This window comes from Vibrio profundum, assembly GCF_050337555.1.
Classification (GTDB): domain Bacteria; phylum Pseudomonadota; class Gammaproteobacteria; order Enterobacterales; family Vibrionaceae; genus Vibrio; species Vibrio profundum.
This window is the reverse complement of record NZ_JAKJTA010000006.1, coordinates 210687-226937: the sequence shown is the minus strand read 5'-3', so window position 1 is coordinate 226937 and position 16251 is coordinate 210687. Positions and strand designations below refer to the sequence as shown.

At 42.9% G+C, this 16251-nt stretch carries 14 protein-coding genes and 4 pseudogenes; 13 read left to right on the top strand and 5 right to left on the bottom strand.

All coding sequences use genetic code 11. The features are described from left to right. The first annotated feature begins 2 nt into the window (after nt 1-2). From pseC to L4C34_RS07025, 7 genes are read left to right on the top strand one after another with little or no spacing between them, the layout of a single operon-like run. The gene (pseC, locus tag L4C34_RS07055) at nt 3-1166 is read left to right on the top strand and encodes a UDP-4-amino-4,6-dideoxy-N-acetyl-beta-L-altrosamine transaminase (protein ID WP_428788630.1); all 1164 of its coding nucleotides are present in this window, start codon (nt 3-5) and stop codon (nt 1164-1166) included. Continuing rightward, on the top strand, nt 1166-1858 hold the full coding sequence (gene pseF, locus L4C34_RS07050; protein ID WP_428788629.1) for a pseudaminic acid cytidylyltransferase: 693 nt from the start codon (nt 1166-1168) through the stop codon (nt 1856-1858). The genes pseC and pseF overlap by 1 nt, the downstream gene beginning before the upstream one ends. Continuing rightward, the gene (gene pseG / locus L4C34_RS07045) at nt 1855-2940 is read left to right on the top strand and encodes a UDP-2,4-diacetamido-2,4,6-trideoxy-beta-L-altropyranose hydrolase (RefSeq protein WP_428788628.1); all 1086 of its coding nucleotides are present in this window, start codon (nt 1855-1857) and stop codon (nt 2938-2940) included. The genes pseF and pseG overlap by 4 nt, the downstream gene beginning before the upstream one ends. Further along, nucleotides 2937-3587, top strand: a complete 651-nt coding sequence (locus tag L4C34_RS07040) for a formyl transferase (protein ID WP_428788627.1) — start codon at nt 2937-2939, stop codon at nt 3585-3587. Before pseG ends, L4C34_RS07040 begins: the two co-directional genes overlap by 4 nt. Next, entirely contained in the window at nt 3577-4272 is a 696-nt protein-coding gene (locus L4C34_RS07035; protein ID WP_428788626.1) for a formyl transferase, read from the top strand. Before L4C34_RS07040 ends, L4C34_RS07035 begins: the two co-directional genes overlap by 11 nt. 1 nt (nt 4273) lies before the next feature. Then, complete coding sequence (pseI, locus tag L4C34_RS07030; protein WP_428788625.1) at nt 4274-5326, top strand: pseudaminic acid synthase; 1053 nt, start codon at nt 4274-4276, stop codon at nt 5324-5326. Nucleotides 5327-5345: 19 nt separating this feature from the next. Continuing rightward, nucleotides 5346-5996, top strand: coding sequence for a PIG-L deacetylase family protein (locus tag L4C34_RS07025; protein WP_428788624.1), 651 nt, complete (start codon nt 5346-5348; stop codon nt 5994-5996). Between the two features lie 71 nt (nt 5997-6067). On the opposite strand, the pseudogene L4C34_RS07020 reads toward L4C34_RS07025, so the two are convergent. Next, a pseudogene (locus L4C34_RS07020) lies at nt 6068-6438 on the bottom strand (IS66 family transposase); the annotation flags it as partial. Between the two features lie 473 nt (nt 6439-6911). Between L4C34_RS07020 and L4C34_RS07015 the strand changes: the two are divergent. The 4 genes and pseudogenes from L4C34_RS07015 to L4C34_RS07000 form a co-directional block, all read left to right on the top strand. Further along, a pseudogene (locus tag L4C34_RS07015) lies at nt 6912-7673 on the top strand (IS5 family transposase). 374 nt (nt 7674-8047) lie between these two features. Beyond that, nucleotides 8048-8145, top strand: a pseudogene (locus L4C34_RS07010) (IS30 family transposase); the annotation flags it as partial. A gap of 145 nt (nt 8146-8290) precedes the next feature. Continuing rightward, nucleotides 8291-10084, top strand: coding sequence for an ABC transporter ATP-binding protein (locus L4C34_RS07005; protein ID WP_428788623.1), 1794 nt, complete (start codon nt 8291-8293; stop codon nt 10082-10084). A 355-nt stretch (nt 10085-10439) separates the two neighbouring features. After that, nucleotides 10440-10589 (top strand): annotated as a pseudogene (locus L4C34_RS07000) (ISAs1 family transposase); the annotation flags it as partial. 327 nt (nt 10590-10916) lie between these two features. Here L4C34_RS07000 and L4C34_RS20420 read toward each other — a convergent pair. The 3 genes from L4C34_RS20420 to L4C34_RS20410 are packed head-to-tail and all read right to left on the bottom strand — an operon-like array spanning nt 10917 to nt 11960. Then, the gene (locus tag L4C34_RS20420; RefSeq protein ID WP_489686359.1) at nt 10917-11174 is read right to left on the bottom strand and encodes a transposase; all 258 of its coding nucleotides are present in this window, start codon (nt 11172-11174) and stop codon (nt 10917-10919) included. Further along, on the bottom strand, nt 11140-11697 hold the full coding sequence (locus L4C34_RS20415; protein WP_489686358.1) for a winged helix-turn-helix domain-containing protein: 558 nt from the start codon (nt 11695-11697) through the stop codon (nt 11140-11142). Before L4C34_RS20415 ends, L4C34_RS20420 begins: the two co-directional genes overlap by 35 nt. Further along, complete coding sequence (locus L4C34_RS20410; protein ID WP_489686357.1) at nt 11631-11960, bottom strand: helix-turn-helix domain-containing protein; 330 nt, start codon at nt 11958-11960, stop codon at nt 11631-11633. The genes L4C34_RS20415 and L4C34_RS20410 overlap by 67 nt, the downstream gene beginning before the upstream one ends. A gap of 342 nt (nt 11961-12302) precedes the next feature. Here L4C34_RS20410 and L4C34_RS06990 point away from each other — a divergent pair, with 342 nt between their 5' ends. Both L4C34_RS06990 and L4C34_RS06985 read left to right on the top strand, forming a co-directional pair. After that, the gene (locus L4C34_RS06990; RefSeq protein ID WP_428788622.1) at nt 12303-12851 is read left to right on the top strand and encodes a sugar transferase; all 549 of its coding nucleotides are present in this window, start codon (nt 12303-12305) and stop codon (nt 12849-12851) included. A gap of 45 nt (nt 12852-12896) precedes the next feature. After that, nucleotides 12897-14831, top strand: coding sequence for a polysaccharide biosynthesis protein (locus L4C34_RS06985; protein WP_428788621.1), 1935 nt, complete (start codon nt 12897-12899; stop codon nt 14829-14831). Between the two features lie 32 nt (nt 14832-14863). Here the strand turns inward: L4C34_RS06985 and pssA are convergent, their stop codons facing one another. Beyond that, nucleotides 14864-16204, bottom strand: coding sequence for a CDP-diacylglycerol--serine O-phosphatidyltransferase (gene pssA / locus L4C34_RS06980; protein WP_428788620.1), 1341 nt, complete (start codon nt 16202-16204; stop codon nt 14864-14866). Nucleotides 16205-16251 lie beyond the last annotated feature (47 nt).

Here is a 16251-nt window from a genome sequence, read left to right as displayed (position 1 = left end):
TTATGATTCCTTACGGTAAGCAAGATATCAATCAGCAAGACATTGACAGTGTTGTAGATGTTTTGAATTCGGACTTTTTAACGCAGGGGCCTCAAGTTCCTGCATTCGAAAAGGCGCTTGTTGAGCATACCGGTGCTAAACATGCTCTAGCATCAAATAGTGCTACATCAGCATTGCATATTGCTTGTCTCGCTTTGGGATTGGGTCAGGGTGATTGGCTATGGACATCCCCTATTACTTTCGTCGCATCAGCAAATTGTGGTTTGTATTGTGGTGCGAAACTGGGTTTCGTGGATATAGACCCCGATACGTACAATATGTGTCCAAAGCGTCTTGAAGAGAAGCTCATTAGAGCGAAAGCCGCCGGCAAATTACCTAAAATAGTCGTGCCAGTTCATTTGTGTGGGCAGCCGTGTGACATGGCTGCGATAGGTAAGTTATCGAAAAAATATGGCTTTAAGGTGATTGAAGACGCATCCCATGCAATTGGCGGTAAGTATAGAGATCTTCCAATAGGGAGTTGCGAGTACTCAGATATCACTGTATTTAGTTTCCATCCAGTTAAAATCGTTACAACAGCAGAAGGTGGGGCTGCTCTGACGAATCAAAAAAGTCTTGCGGACAAAATGGCACTTTTGCGTAGTCATGGGGTTACTCGTGATCCAGATTTGATGTGTGGTGATCCACACGGAGATTGGTATTATCAGCAAATTGATTTGGGTTTTAACTACCGTATGACAGAGTTACAAGCCGCTCTGGGTGTAAGTCAGATGAGGCGTCTAGATGAGTTTGTTTCGGCACGCCACCAGCTTTTTGAGCGTTACAATGAAAAGTTAGTCGATTTACCGTTGGTGCTACCTTACCAGTTGCCTGAAACATATTCAGGCATGCATCTATTTGTAATTCGGTTGAGGTTGGATGAGATAGCTCCGGCTCATAGGCAAGTGTTTGAACGCCTACGCCAGTATGGAATAGGTGTTAACGTGCACTACGTACCCGTTCATACTCAGCCTTACTATAAGGATATGGGCTTTTCAGATGGGGATTTCCCGGAGTCTGAGCGCTATTATCGTGAAGCTATATCATTGCCAATGTTTCACGGGATGAGTAAGTTGCAGCAAGATGAAGTTATACAAGCTTTGAAAGAAGTGCTTCAGGAGTACTGATGAGAGTAGCTATTATCCCTGCTAGAGGAGGAAGTAAGCGAATTCCTCGAAAAAATATAAAGCTGTTTCATGGTAAGCCCATAATAGCCTATTCGATTGAAGTTGCTTTACGCTCGGGTTGTTTTGATAAGGTAATTGTATCTACAGACAATCAAGAAATTTCCGAGGTAGCAAAAAGCTATGGCGCTGAAGTTCCCTTTGTTCGTGCTCCAGAGTTGGCGGATGACTTTACGGGAACCAATGCTGTTGTTGCAGATGCGCTTCTTAGGTTAAATATCTCAACTGGAGAAGCATGCTGCATATATGCTACAGCACCGTTCATTACGATAAAATCTATTGCTGAGGGCCTCGAAAGACTGAAGTCTTGCGATGCTGAGTACGCGGTGACGGTGACTTCGTTTCCATTTCCTATTCAGCGAGCCGCTATAGTCAATACTAACCATATGTTAGAGCTTAATGAGCCAAAGCATAGAATGACTCGTTCACAAGATTTAGTCGAAATGCTTCACGATGCAGGACAAATATATTGGGGGACCGCGGAAGCTTTTTTAAGAGATAGACCTCTGTTCTCTGGTACAACGGCACCGATAGTTTTACCAAGGCACTTTGTTCAAGATATTGATAATAATGAAGACTGGCTTCGTGCGGAAGCAATGTATGAAGTGTTGCTATCACAGGGGGAATTTGCGTGAATATAGTCGTTCGAGCAGATTCTGGAATGGAAATCGGAACTGGCCATGTGATGCGTTGTTTGACGTTGGCTAGGGCTCTTCGTGAGCAGAAGCATAATCTAATCTTTGTCTGCAAAGAGCACGAAGGTCACATAGAAAACAACCTTAAAAAGGATGGTTTTCCGGTATTCTTATTATTGTTGCAGGAACATGTTGATGAGGGGCTAGCCCATTCAAAATGGTTGAGTGGTACTCAACAAACTGATGCAGAACAGACTATAGAGATAAGTGAGCAGTACTTTGAAAGCGATGTAGACCTAATTATCGTTGACCACTATGGTATCGATGCAAGGTGGCATACCCACCTAAATGAAAAGTCAGGGAATACTAAAATTTTAGTAATAGATGATCTCGCTGATAGAGATCATCTATGTGACTATTTGCTTGATCAAACATTTATGCGACCAGCAAGTGATTATCTGCAGCACGTTCCAAACAGGTGCAAGTTATTGCTCGGTACTAGGTTTGCACTACTTAGACCTGAATTTGCAGAGGAAAGTGCGCGCGCGGGACAAATCCGCCATTTAGGAATGGATGAGAAAAGTAAGCGTGTGCTAGTGATGATGGGGGGAACTGATCACCTAAATGTCACTGAGAGAGTTCTAAAGGCAATCCAGGACGAAACATCAATCAGTCAGATCACGGCTGTATTAGGGCCAACAGCTCCACATCGCAACTCAATAGAGCGACAATTCGGCTCTGACCCTCGTTTTGAATTTCTATCGGGGGCGTCAAATATGGCAGAACTGATGTTGGCGCATGATATTTGCTTTGGTGCAGCGGGAACCGCTTCTTGGGAGCGATGTGTAATGGGGCTTCCAAGCATAGTGGTTGCTTTTGCCGAAAATCAAAGATTGATCCTATCCATGCTCAACCAGTTTGGAGCTGTATCTGTGTTTGAACTAACAGATACTCCTAACTCGATCAAAAAGCGGTTGCACGAAGTTTGTGAAATAGAAACATATAGAAATATGGTTGAGAACTGCTTCAAAGTGAGTGATGGTCTTGGTGCTGAGCGCGTGATAGGAGCGCTAAAGCAATGAAATTTTTACATAAAGTAAATGTTTTGGTCGATAATGATTCATGGGTGCTTCCTTATGCGAAACAGTTGGTGAAAACATGCGAAGAAATAGGTTTAGAAGTAAACTTTGCGTGTAATCAACACCAGCTGACTAACAGTGATGTCAGCTTTTTCATTGGTTGTACTCAGTTGGTAAATTCAAATAACCTTAAAAAAAGCACTCTCAACCTTGTTGTCCATGAAAGTGCACTTCCAGAAGGTAAAGGTTTTGCTCCTGTAGCTTGGCAAATTTTGGAAGGAAAACACGACATACCCATCTGCTTGATAGAAGCTTCAGAAGCGGCGGATAGCGGAGATATTTGGCTGAAAGATAGTTTTTCTTTGACTGGACAAGAACTTTATCGAGAGTGGAGAGCGAAGCAAGGACAAGCTACTTTAGAGTTGTGCGTCAAGTTTCTTAAGGGGTATCAAAGAATCAAGCCAGTCAAGCAGCAAGGTAAGGAATCCTTTTATGCACGCCGAACTCTGCTTGATAGTGAACTTTCTGTAGATAAGACGTTAGAACAGCAGTTCGACTTATTACGCACTGCTGACAATGATAATTTTCCGGCATTTTTTCATTATCGGGGAAAAAAATATAAACTCGAGATCTCTGAATATGAATCCTAATAATTATATTGTAGCCACTATCAAACCTTGGAATATCGACCAGTTCCATCATGTCAAAGATACACTTCCTGGTAATTGGCATCTAGTTACGGATCATACTGAGTTGACGCTAGAGTTGCTAGAAAAACTAGCGCCTCGATATATATTTTTTCCGCATTGGAGTTGGATTGTTCCGAGCGAAATTTTGGATAGATGGGAGTGTGTGTGCTTTCATATGGCTGATGTTCCTTATGGTCGTGGGGGAAGTCCGTTACAAAACCTTATAGTCAGGGGGCACAAAGAAACTAAGCTTAGTGCGTTACAAATGGTTCGTGAGCTTGATGCAGGTCCTGTGTATACAAAAGTTCCCCTCTCTTTGAGTGGGGCCGCACAAGATATATTCCATCGCATGGCTCCATTAATGTTCGATTTGGCGAGAGATATCGCAATTAATGAACCAGAGCCACAAGAGCAAGGTGGTGAGGTGATGACATTCAAAAGAAGAACACCAGAACAGAGCGCATTGCCCAGCGAGGGAAATATCTCAACTCTTTATGATCACATTCGAATGTTGGATGCAGAAACATATCCGACAGCATTTTTGCAGTATGGAGAGTTTCGTTTGGAGTTCAGTCAAGCTGAAGTTGATATTAACGGTCGATTGAATACCCGTGTGAGTATCATTAAGAATGAACAGAGTAAGTAATATGAAAGAAATAAAAATTGACGGGCGAACTATTGGCTCAAACAATAAGCCCTACGTTATCGCAGAGCTATCAGCGAACCACAATGGCTCAATTGAACGTGCTTTTGAAATTATTGAGATGGCTAAAAAAGCGGGTGCAGACGCTATAAAACTACAAACGTATACACCTGATACGATGACTATCGATTGTGACAAACCAGACTTTCAAGTTGCAGGTGGTCTATGGGATGGTTACAAGCTTTATGATTTGTATAATTGGGCACATACTCCGTTTGAATGGCACCAGGCGATGTTCAAAAAAGCTAAAGAGGTTGGAATTACTGTATTTTCGACTCCTTTTGATGAGACAGCAGTTGATCTACTTGAACAACTTAATGCGCCTGCTTATAAGATCGCGTCTTTTGAACTCACCGACTTAACGCTAATCAAGCGTGTAGCTCAAACGGGTAAGCCGATAATTATGTCTACAGGGATGGGTAGTTACGAAGAAATTGAGGAAGCAGTGGCTACCGCTAGAGTGAATGGTTGTCAAGAGTTAGTTGTATTGCATTGTATAAGTGGATACCCTTCTCCAGTCGAACAAGCGAATCTCGCAACGATACCTGATATTGCTAAAGAGTTTGATTGTGTTGTTGGTCTTTCTGATCATACCTTGGGAACCGCAGTTTCTGTTGCATCTATCGTGATGGGTGCGAGTCTAATTGAGAAGCATGTTACGTTGAGTCGTCAAGATAAAGGTCCAGATTCAGAGTTCTCGCTAGAACCCAATGAACTGCAAGCTTTGTGTTCAGATACGGAAGATGCATGGAAGGCGATAGGTCGTGCGGGTTATGAACGTAAGCCTGTGGAAGAAGCAAGCATACAATTTCGCCGTTCAATCTACTTCATTAATGCGCTAAAAGCAGGTGATACTATTACAGAGAGCGATATCAGAAGAGTTCGACCTGGTTATGGTCTTCCTCCTAAGCATTTTAATGAACTAGTGGGGAAACAAGTTTGCTCTGATGTGGAATTTGGTACGGCAACTTCATGGGATTTAATCAAAAGTGATTAGAAACAGCAAGGTACTTGTAGTGGCAGCTCATTCAGATGATGAAGTATTGGGATGCGGAGGCACTATTGCTAAACATGTAGCGAACGGAGACCGAGTATCAGTTGTCTTTATGACTGATGGTGTTGGGTCTAGAGTGGATAATAATAAAAAAGATGCAGTTGTTCGCAATACGAGCTCCCAGAGAGCTCTATCTACACTTTCAATTTCTAACAGCTACCAGTTTGATTTTCCAGATAACAATATGGATTCAGTTCCATTGTTAGAGGTAGTGCAGAAGCTTGAGCAGGTGATTGACAAGGTGCAGCCGTCAGTAGTGTATACGCATTATGCGCATGATCTCAACGTTGATCATAGAATTACTCACCAAGCAGTGATGACGGCGTGTCGGCCACAAGCCCAATCGTCAGTTAAAGAAATTTATACGTTTGAAGTGTTATCATCTACTGAGTGGGCATCGAAGGCCAATTGCCAATTTCTTCCTCTGTTAATCGTTGATATCTCTGACTGTTGGGAGCTAAAACTAAAGGCTCTCAAGTGCTATCATGGTGAAATGAGGAAGTTTCCTCATAGTCGTAGCTATGAAGCAGTTGAAGCACTTGCGTTACTGAGAGGTAGTACTCATGGTGTTGGTAAAGCAGAAGCATTTTTTGTTGAGCGAATTATTAAATGAGAGTTATGACTACGTGGTGGATATCCGAAGGATAGAGAAGTGGCGTAATCGTTCAGCAGGGGCGCTTGACTTTATAAGCCGAATAAATTTGGGTATGGCGCACGATTGACCACCGACGTGACGATTTCTGCCACGACAAACAGCACTGACATCTCACGCTTTTTACAGTTTTCAATCACGCTGTGGATACGGCTACGGAACTTATCTCCAGCGTCAGACGTCGTTCCGTAACTGATTTTTCGTTGGATGATGAACCCTCGAATGCATCGTTCGGCTTCATTATTCGTCAGAGGTATCGACGTTTGTTTCCAGAAGACCCAAAAGCTTTCTCGATGTTTTATGAGCAGTTTACAGCGACCACGATAACGTTGGACCATGACGTTGCGCCCTTATCTAACCAGTAGTCGAACGCGGTTTGTAATCGTTTCATCCGCCGTAAATACAGGATACGGCCAAGATAAGTGGATCCCATAGGCTGGGCACATCAATGGATTCTTTAAGTGGCCAATCCAGTTCATGCCGCGTATCTCTGTTTACCGAAATACACTTCATAAGGGGTAAGATCGTTGAGACCTTGATGATTACGCTCTTCATAGAACAGCATATAGTTTCTACTTCGGTGTACCTAGGAACTTCGTACAACTCAGTAAATCAGGAATACTGCGCTCAATGACGGTAACCATAATGAAAATATTAGGTTTTGAAGTATAGGTAATGGGTAGATGATAACCTTCATATTTGAAATAACCTGATGGACTTATCATCTCCCTTCACAATCCACTTATTCTGCACCGGTGATTTTAGTTTTTACTCATCCAACTTGCCTAGGGCGTGTTGATCTTTGGTGGGTGCTTTTTGAACGGCATGGCGAGACGTTATAATCACTTCGCCAAAAACAACCATATGCACCACACCATGCCTAGAACTATATTAACTGATAATCGATGGGAATTGTTACTCCAATTAATGAAGAGCACTGGCCGTGTCTATGACAAGCCTGAGCATCGAATGACCTTTGAAGGCATTATTTATCGAATGCGAACGGGGATCCCTTGGCGAGATTTACCTCGCTATTTCGGAGAATGGAGCAGTGTTTATCGACGATTTAACCTGTGGTCTAAAAAAGGAATTTTAGGACTACTTTTCAATAAGTTGTCTAAAATGGCGAATTTGGAGTGGGTCTTCATTGATGGTTCCATTGTTCGAGCGCATCAACAGAGTACAGGTGCATCAACGTTGAATCATGAGCAAATAGGAAAAAGCCGTGGTGGCAATTCAACCAAGATTCATCTTGCTGTTGATAGCGGCGGGTTACCGATCTATTTCGAGCTATCACAAGGGCAAAGGCGCGATATTGTTCATGCAGAAAGCCTTATCGATAATCTTATCGAAGTGAATACGATCATTGCCGATAAAGGTTATGACAGTGCATCATATTAGAGAATATGTAGCGCTTAAAGGTGGCGAGACGGTCATCGCTCACGCAACTACGGGCAAGATATTGATAAAAACAGTATGGATTGGTGCCTATATAGATATCGTCATTTAGTCGAGAATGCCTTCGGGAGAATTAAGCAATATCGTTCAGTTTTAACAAGGTATGACAAACTTGAAAGAAATTATGTCAGCATGCTATCACTGGCATTCATGTTAATGTGGCTACCGATGTATTGTTGAGTAAATACCGTAAAGCCAAGATCAACAGGCCTTAGTAACGAAGCACATAATCGGGAGCAGGTACACAGAGGGCTGAACGCACAAATCTAATATTACTGGTACGTTAGAAAAAATAGACTCGTTAAGCACCGAGCTTTTCCAAATCTGTTCAGTGAATTTGAACCATGCCAAAAATGAGGCCACAGAGGAGTCATATGAACAATCTGGGAGCTAATCCACAATAAAATCACTAAAAATCAATGTATTTCAGTGTAGTATATGAAGTGTTTGTTATGGTTTTAAACGCCACCCAAGTTACTGATTTATAGGCACGATGAGCATTGAGGCAGGTTTGCAGGTCACTGCATACCTTGGCGGCAGCGTGCTTGGGCGAATTTTATTTTGCTCAGCCGTATCATTCTTGGGAGTGTTGTCTCAATGAACGTAATAATGGTTGATTCGCCAATTTTATCTTAAGGGCACCGACTTTAGCGATGAAGAAATTACGAAGCTGGAGCATATTAAATATATGAGGCGAGCTTTGTTAGGATAGCGGTTACCGAATGATGTTTTTGAGCATTTGATGGCCGTCTAGTTTATAAGAAGTGTAGAGTTTTAGGTGATGAAGGACCTCAAGCATGCAAGAAACCTATCGAAAACTTTGGTCAATTTTGTTACCGCGAGAGCGTAAGCAAGCGTCTATCTTGCTTGTGCTGATGCTTGGACTCGGTGCTTTGGAGTTGGCAGGTGTCGCCTCAATCTTTCCACTTATAGCCGTGCTATCTAATCCTAAGGTCATCGAAACCAACATATATCTCAATAGCTTCTACCAAACACTCAAGTTTACTGATATGAACAGTTTCCTTATTTTCCTGACTGGTAGCGTTTTTCTAATTATCGTTCTACGCACCGTATATACGGGCCTTACGAACTATGCCCTTCTACGCTTTTCTGAAATGCGTAGCCAATCCTTTAGTTTGAGATTGCTCAGCTCCTACCTGCGCCGCCCATATACATATTTCCTTAACCGCCACAGTGCTGACTTAGGCAAGACAGTGCTTTCGGAAGTCGAGCAGGTTATATATGGTTCACTTATGCCTTCACTTCAGGTGGTCTCCAAGTTAATCATAGCGATTTCCCTCTTGTCCCTCGTCATCGTCATGGAGCCGAAAGTTGCCTTGATTTCAATTCTAGTGCTCACAGTAAGTTACAGTCTCGCTTACGTGGTTATCAGGGGGTACTTAGTTCGCAGAGGGGCTGAGCGTCTGGAGTTTAATCGCAGGCGCTATATGGTTGCACAGGAAGTGTTAGCAGGAGTTAAGGAAATCAAGGTTGGAGGCTTGGAAGCCGGTTATTTACGCCGCTACGATGAGGTCTCTGGTTATTTTCACAAGTTGAAGGTACGCCTTGCTCTAACCAAGCAAATCCCTCAGATGTTGTTGCAGATTATTGCGTTCGGTGGCGTACTCACTGTGATATTGACCTTGCTTTTCCGAGCTGATGGAAAATTCCACGAAGTGTTACCGAGCGTCGCGCTCTATGCTTTTGCAGGTACGCGCATACTACCTGTTGTTCAGTTGCTGTATCAAAGCATCGGCTCCATGCGCGTCGGAAAACCAGCATTAGATGCATTGTATCGTGAATTGTTTGAAGCTGACCATGCCACTGATCTTAAGACTGCCGAACGTAATTTTCCCTTAAATAGGGAACTAGCGTTGAGAAACGTTAGCTTCATCTATCCGGCATCTGAAAGGAGCGTTATAAAAGAGGTATCGTTGACAATTCCAGCCAACTCTAGTGTAGGTTTTGTCGGGTCAACAGGCGCTGGAAAATCTACGGTCATCGATCTTATCATTGGCCTTCTTGAATCCCAGACAGGGACAATTGAGGTTGATGGTGTACCTATCACACGTGAAAATGCGAGGAGGTGGCAGCGGTCGATCGGCTATGTGCCACAGCAGGTATTCATCGCAGATGAAACTATTGCACAAAATATTGCCTTTGGAATCTCCTCCTCGAAGGTTGATATGGCTTCGGTTGAACGTGCGGCTAAAATGGCTGATCTACATGATTTTATCGTAAACGACCTACCTGAAGGTTACGTGACTGAAGTTGGTGAACGGGGTATTCGGCTCTCTGGAGGTCAGCGTCAGCGTCTAGGGGTGGCCCGAGCACTTTACCACTCGCCGCAGGTTTTAATACTGGATGAGGCTACAAGCGCATTGGATAACCTCACAGAACAGGCTGTAATGAAAGCGGTTCGGAGCCTAGACCACGATATTACGATTATCCTGATTGCCCACCGCCTTAGCACAGTCAAAGAATGTGACACTATTTTTTTACTTGAAAAAGGCGAACTCAAAGGACAGGGTAGCTTCGAGCAATTAGTACAAACCAACGATCGCTTTCGCGCGATGGCTGTAATTCATTAATTCTGAGTGTAGGTTAAGCTTCGATCTCAACAACAACCTATATCCTAGTCTATTGAGAAGAACTCATTGCTGAACTTATTGTCGAAAAGAAAGCAAACTACCTTTTAGCCTTCAAGGGTAACCAAGGGACATTATCAAAAGCGATTCAATCGGCTTTTAAGCATGTGACGGCAGAGTATCTAAAAGAGCACCCGTTAGACGTATCGCAAGGGCACGGCTGAGTTGAAGCTCGTGGCTACTATACCTTGGATGCCAAAGCTCTCGACGGTGATTTTTTAAGATGCGCAGAGCTCAAAACGCTCGGTATGTCACCGGTTATAGCTTAGAAAAACGGAAGCGACCCCAGCTTGAATAAGCCGCTCGAGGGCATTGGGCGATTGAAAATAGTCTTCATTGGGTTTTGGATGTGACGATGTCGGAAGATGCTTGTAAAATTCACAAAGATCACTCAGCAGAAAACCTCGCGGCAGTACGGCAAACTGCCTTGAATATGTTACGTAAGGAAAAAGCAAACTGAGTATCGCGAGTAAACAAAAAATGTGTTGGATGAAAATAACTTCACTGAATACGTATTGGTGGAAGGTTTTCCTAGTTAAATAATGTTCATGCGGTAGTCCTGCAGAACAATTGTTGAAGCATAATCTGAACTTGGCTGATCTGCCTGGAAAATTGCTATAAAAATTGAGCGAAGTATTAAGACGTAACGACCGAGTTGATACGCTGTCCAAAGGGTGAATAATGTGCGCAAGAGGTTCATGGCTAGGTAACGACAACTGAGGGGCGTCAAGAAAACGTTAAAAGCTAATGTTGACTGGCAAACGTGTATACTCGTTCAACTTGAAGGTGCAGGTTTGAGAATCTGAAAATTATCATTAATTCGAGACACAAGAGAGTCGTCGATATTCGGTAATACCTCCGTAAAACATTGCTTTATTGTTGACTCAAATTCTCGTTTATTGGCAAAGTAAACGTTGTTTCGAATCTGCTTATTCATCACTTTCCAGAGTCGTTCGATTGGATTGAGATTCGGGCTATAGGGTGGAAGATAGTGGAGCTCAATATTCAGCACTTTTGCCGTATTTTGGACCAATTCTGTCTGGTGATACCCCGCACCATCTAAGATAATGTGGACGTTTTGTTCTAACGGGTAATGCCCCCTCTTTTTGGAGGCGCCAGAAGAAGCGGACGATACTCTCGCTGTTGATTGTGTCGTAATGTTCAACCACTGTATTGCCGATGTCATCGAGCGCTAAAGCGCCGACGAGATTCATTCGACTGCGGCTTCCCGTGGTCACGATTGCTTTGTCTTCACCTTTTCGGATCCAACCATAGCTAATCTTAGTCGCTTGAGTTGGGTGAACAGCATCTAAGAACAAAATCGGGTCACTCGTCGCCCCTTTCAGCACATGGTAATGGTGAATGAAATCATGCTGTTTTTGCYCATCAACCTTACGGGGGATRCCTTTCGGTTTCTTATAGCTAAATCTGTTGTGATGAAGCCATTYGTTCATGCCGGATACGGTGTAATTGATATTAAATTCTACCTTTACGTAAGCAACAATTTGATGGGTGTGGTGATAGAGATGTGTTGAAATCTGCTCAATAAGCGCCATTGTCTGAGTAACCGAAAGGTGGCTAGTCGCCCGCCATTTTCAGGCTTGAGCTTTTCTGATTGTTCGAAATCTTTGAGATGACGAAGCACCGTTGTTTCATGAATACGCAACGCTTGAGAGATCATCGAGCTACTCCAACCTTCTGAAGTAAGAAGTACCGCTTTGATACGGTCACGAACTCGACCGTCACGAGCGCTCTCATGCGTACGTTCAAGTTCTTTCTTTTTCTTATCAGTTAGCGTCATTTTCATGGGGCTTAGCATGATTTTCTTCTTTTAAAAAATCAAGTACCTTCAATGACCACGGGTATAAAGTGATCGTCAATCTGCTTCTTTTTTGATCAAAATGCATTGATGCGGTAGCCCCGGTCACTGTCCGAGACGGCCATGTAGCGATACAAAGCGAGCTCGAATTTTGCCCCTCACTCCTTTGATAAGGTTTACGTAATATTAGAGGAAAGCTTATGTCACATAATATTATATTATCCCATAACCATTTTTTTAAATGGTGTACAATTGTAGATGTTTCATTGCAACTACAGGAAAGTTTTAGTTATTCACGGGTTCGCATGGTTGACAGTGAGAAATAGAACGTGGAGAGGCAATGTGATTAGATTTTTTGACATAGTGGGTTCCTTGCTGGGACTTATTCTTTTGTTCCCTATAATGATGCTAGTATTATTTCTAAGTTTTTTAGACTCAGGCTCCCCGATTTTTGTCCAGGTTCGAGTGGGAAAAAACAAGAAACCATTTAATATGATCAAATTTCGAACTATGAATAAAAACACACCGTCGATGGCAAGTCACTTATCTCATAGGAGTTCAATTACAAAATTAGGTGCTTATTTACGTAAAACAAAAATCGATGAGACCCCCCAGCTTATAAATGTATTAAAAGGTGATATGAGCCTTGTCGGTCCACGCCCAAATTTGTTTAATCAAGCAGTGTTAATGACGGAAAGAGAGGTTCAAGGTGTATATGATGTTTTACCTGGTATTACTGGCTTGGCTCAATTAAAAGATATCGACATGTCTACACCTAAATTATTAGCCGAAGTTGATAAGGAAATGCTCAATAACATGAGCATACGGAAATACTTTGGGTATATTATTCTTACCATGTGTGGGAAAGGTGCTGGAGATGCAGTTCTCTAAGTACGGTAGCTACTGGGTTTTATATTACTTTGACAGGGCGTTATTATGGCTAAGTTGAATTACCTTTGGGCATTACCTCGTGTTTACAAACGCGTGATTAGCTTATTAATTGATACCATGTTCATATTACTTTCGTTTTACGGAGCATACTGGAGTCGAGTTGGGCATATTCAAAACTTTGACTCTGTCGCTAACCACTATGTAATAGTCTGTTCTCTGGTATCTACATTGTTAGTATTTTCAAAGCTTGGTCTATACCGAGCGATCCTCCGTTATCTTACGTTTCATGCTCTTGCTGTCGTCACTTTGGGCTCTGTAGTATCCGCACTGTCAATATCCGTATTAGCTTTTTACTTTGATGCGTCTTTACCAAGATCTATTCCCATTATTTATGGCGCCTTCCTATGTTTACTTTGTGGAGGTTCTAGGCTAATAGTTCGTGTGTTGGTGGCTGAATCTAACGACAAAGGGAAAAAAAATGTTGTGATTTATGGTGCGGGATCGGCAGGGCGCCAGCTCGCTTTGGCGTTAAAAAGCTCTGATACGCATAAAGTCGTCGGATTTATTGACGCCGACTCTACACTAGAGAATACCGTAATCATGGGATTACCTGTCGGTAATGCCGAATACGCGCAATGCTGGGTGGAAAAAAAGCACGTTACTCAAGTTTTGTTAGCTGTCCCAAGTGCCTCTAGAGCGGTTAGGAAGCAGATACTAGACTCGCTGGTACAGTTACCAGTTGAAGTATTAACGATCCCAGACATGCAGGATATTGTAGAAGGAAGGGCAAGTATTGATGAGCTGAAGGATGTCGAAATTGCAGATCTATTGGGCCGTGATGCAGTACAACCTGATCGGTTATTAATGCAAGCCAATATTAAAAACAAAGTGGTGATGGTGACAGGTGCTGGAGGCTCTATTGGTTCTGAACTTTGCCGTCAAATTGTACAGTATAGACCTATGGTGTTAGTTCTGTTCGAACTTTCCGAATCTTCATTATACAAAATAGATCGAGAGTTGAGTATTATCGTCGATAATGAAAATTTGAGCATTGAATTAGTACCTTTACTAGGAAGTGTCCAACATTCAAGTCGATTGGAAAGAACTATGCGCAGTTTTCAAGTAAACACTGTCTACCACGCAGCGGCGTATAAACATGTTCCATTGGTTGAGTATAACGTGGTAGAAGGTGTGCGCAATAATATCTTTGGTACGTATCATGCGGCTAAAGCGGCTGTAAATGCTGGGGTCGAGTCTTTTGTTTTGATATCAACAGATAAAGCTGTACGGCCTACAAATGTGATGGGTACTACCAAGCGAATGGCTGAATTGGGTTTGCAAGCGTTGGCTGAAAGACAGGAGAAGGGTGGGACGCGCTTTGCTATGGTGAGGTTTGGAAACGTACTTGGTTCTTCTGGCTCAGTGATTCCGCTGTTTAAAAAGCAAATCGAAGATGGTGGGCCAATAACTGTAACTCACCCAGATATTATTCGCTACTTCATGACGATACCGGAGGCAGCTCAGCTGGTAATTCAAGCGGGTGCTATGGGACAGGGCGGAGATGTTTTTGTACTGGATATGGGTGAACCAGTTAAAATAACGGATTTGGCGAAAAACCTTATCCAGCTATCAGGGCTCGAAGTTAAAGGTGAAGATAACCCGTATGGCGATATTGAGATTCATTTCTCTGGGTTACGGCCAGGTGAAAAACTATTTGAAGAGTTGTTGATCGGTGACAACGTCCGCCAAACAACGCATGAGTGTATTATGACAGCCAATGAACGCTTTTTACCACTAGTGCAGTATGAGAGTTTAATTGCTGGGTTGGACCGAGCTTGCCACAATTACGATCAAGACACGATACGAAAACTTTTGCTGTCGGCGCCTACGGATTTTTCACCAACCGACGGGATTGGAGATCTCGTCTGGAAAAAAGTACAACAAGAGACAGAATCAGAAAGTGATAGCACCATTCACTAGCCATGATGCTAACGGATTTAATTATACTTCTATTATAAAATCTGTTTCAAAATCCTGTCTGCTTTCACTCGGGTAATTTTCCTAACTAACTTCTGAACTCCATCCGGATAGTTTTCAATTTTATCCAATTGGCGATAAGTGCAAATTAGCTGGGTGTGTTGCAAAATGTTATCCGATTCTTGTTGGAACTGTTCAGTCAGGTGCTGCTGGTGATCTTGGATAAAGAGCGCATTCTCAAGGTCTAATTTCCACGCTCTTGGGTTTAGGTTGTTCCCCGTAATCAACATATAGCGATTATCCACCCATGTGCCTTTCAAGTGGAAGCTATTGTCACCGTGTTTCCATAGATGAATCGAAAGTTGTCTGCTTGCAATGAAACCTTCATTGACTTTAGCAAACTGTCTTAGGTTGATTTCATATAGATACGGTAGCCCGCCAATGGTTTTAAACGCTTGCCCGGGTGGAATATAAAAATCGTTGGCGGTCTTATCACCCACTACAATGTGTACTTTTACTCCGCGTTTGAGCGCTTTTTTAACTTCTTTGGCGACGCTGCGTGGGAAGTTAAAGTAAGGCGTGCAAATGAAAATCTCTTCTTTTGCCTGGCGCAGTAATTGATTAATCCCTTGATTGAGTTTGTTACGTTTGTTGCCTACGCCAACAAGTGGCGTTACGGCCACGTGTTCTTCGCCAATTTGTTGCGGAGTAAATTTATACGCAGCTTTTGCCAGTGAAGCTCTGAACTGTCGGATATCTGCTTTAATTTGTTTAGTTTTCGGTTTATCGGCATCCGTGAGGTCATGAACTGCAGGGTGACTGATCATTTCGTCTTGAATGAATCGCACCATGCTGTTGGAAAGGTCGGCATTGGTAATTATATGGTAGCGGTCAAATCGGTAGCGCTCTTTATAATGGAGGTAGATGTTGTTTAAGCTAGCGCCGCTATAGAACACGTCATCATCAATGATAAAACCTTTTAAGTGCAGCACGCCAAATACTTCACGGCCGCGTACGGGGATACCATAGACTGGGATTTTATGCTCATGTTGTTCGGCAAGTTCTTGATACATAGCCGCATTGGTTCTATTCGCTGCCACACCAATTAGGCCTCGCTGGGCGCGGTGCCAATCCACACATACACTGATGTCTAAGTTAGGTTTTTTCTGTTTTGCTTTATACAGCTCAGTCATAATTTCGCGACCGGCTTCATCATCTTCAAGGTATAAAGAGACGAGGTAAATCCGTTGTTTTGCCGTTTGGATCGCCGTAATTAAGCGCTCTCGAAAGTCTTTCGCTGCAAAAAGCGTATCAAATTTTGCAGGTTCAATCGCGAGAGCGGGAAGCTGGGCGAATAAATTCCTATTGGTCATCATACGGGATGTGTTACCTCGGTGGTGTTAGGGTCAGTGGCGAAGAATTT

Excerpts from the sequence above, each read along its gene's own strand:
- pseC (WP_428788630.1), top strand. The coding sequence starts at position 3 with ATGATTCCTTACGGTAAGCAAGATATCAATCAGCAAGACATTGACAGT.
- pseF (WP_428788629.1), top strand. The coding sequence starts at position 1,166 with ATGAGAGTAGCTATTATCCCTGCTAGAGGAGGAAGTAAGCGAATTCCT.
- L4C34_RS07040 (WP_428788627.1), top strand. The coding sequence starts at position 2,937 with ATGAAATTTTTACATAAAGTAAATGTTTTGGTCGATAATGATTCATGG.
- L4C34_RS07035 (WP_428788626.1), top strand. The coding sequence starts at position 3,577 with ATGAATCCTAATAATTATATTGTAGCCACTATCAAACCTTGGAATATC.
- pseI (WP_428788625.1), top strand. The coding sequence starts at position 4,274 with ATGAAAGAAATAAAAATTGACGGGCGAACTATTGGCTCAAACAATAAG.
- L4C34_RS07005 (WP_428788623.1), top strand. The coding sequence starts at position 8,291 with ATGCAAGAAACCTATCGAAAACTTTGGTCAATTTTGTTACCGCGAGAG.
- L4C34_RS20410 (WP_489686357.1), bottom strand. The coding sequence starts at position 11,960 with ATGCTAAGCCCCATGAAAATGACGCTAACTGATAAGAAAAAGAAAGAA.
- L4C34_RS06985 (WP_428788621.1), top strand. The coding sequence starts at position 12,897 with ATGGCTAAGTTGAATTACCTTTGGGCATTACCTCGTGTTTACAAACGC.
- pssA (WP_428788620.1), bottom strand. The coding sequence starts at position 16,204 with ATGATGACCAATAGGAATTTATTCGCCCAGCTTCCCGCTCTCGCGATT.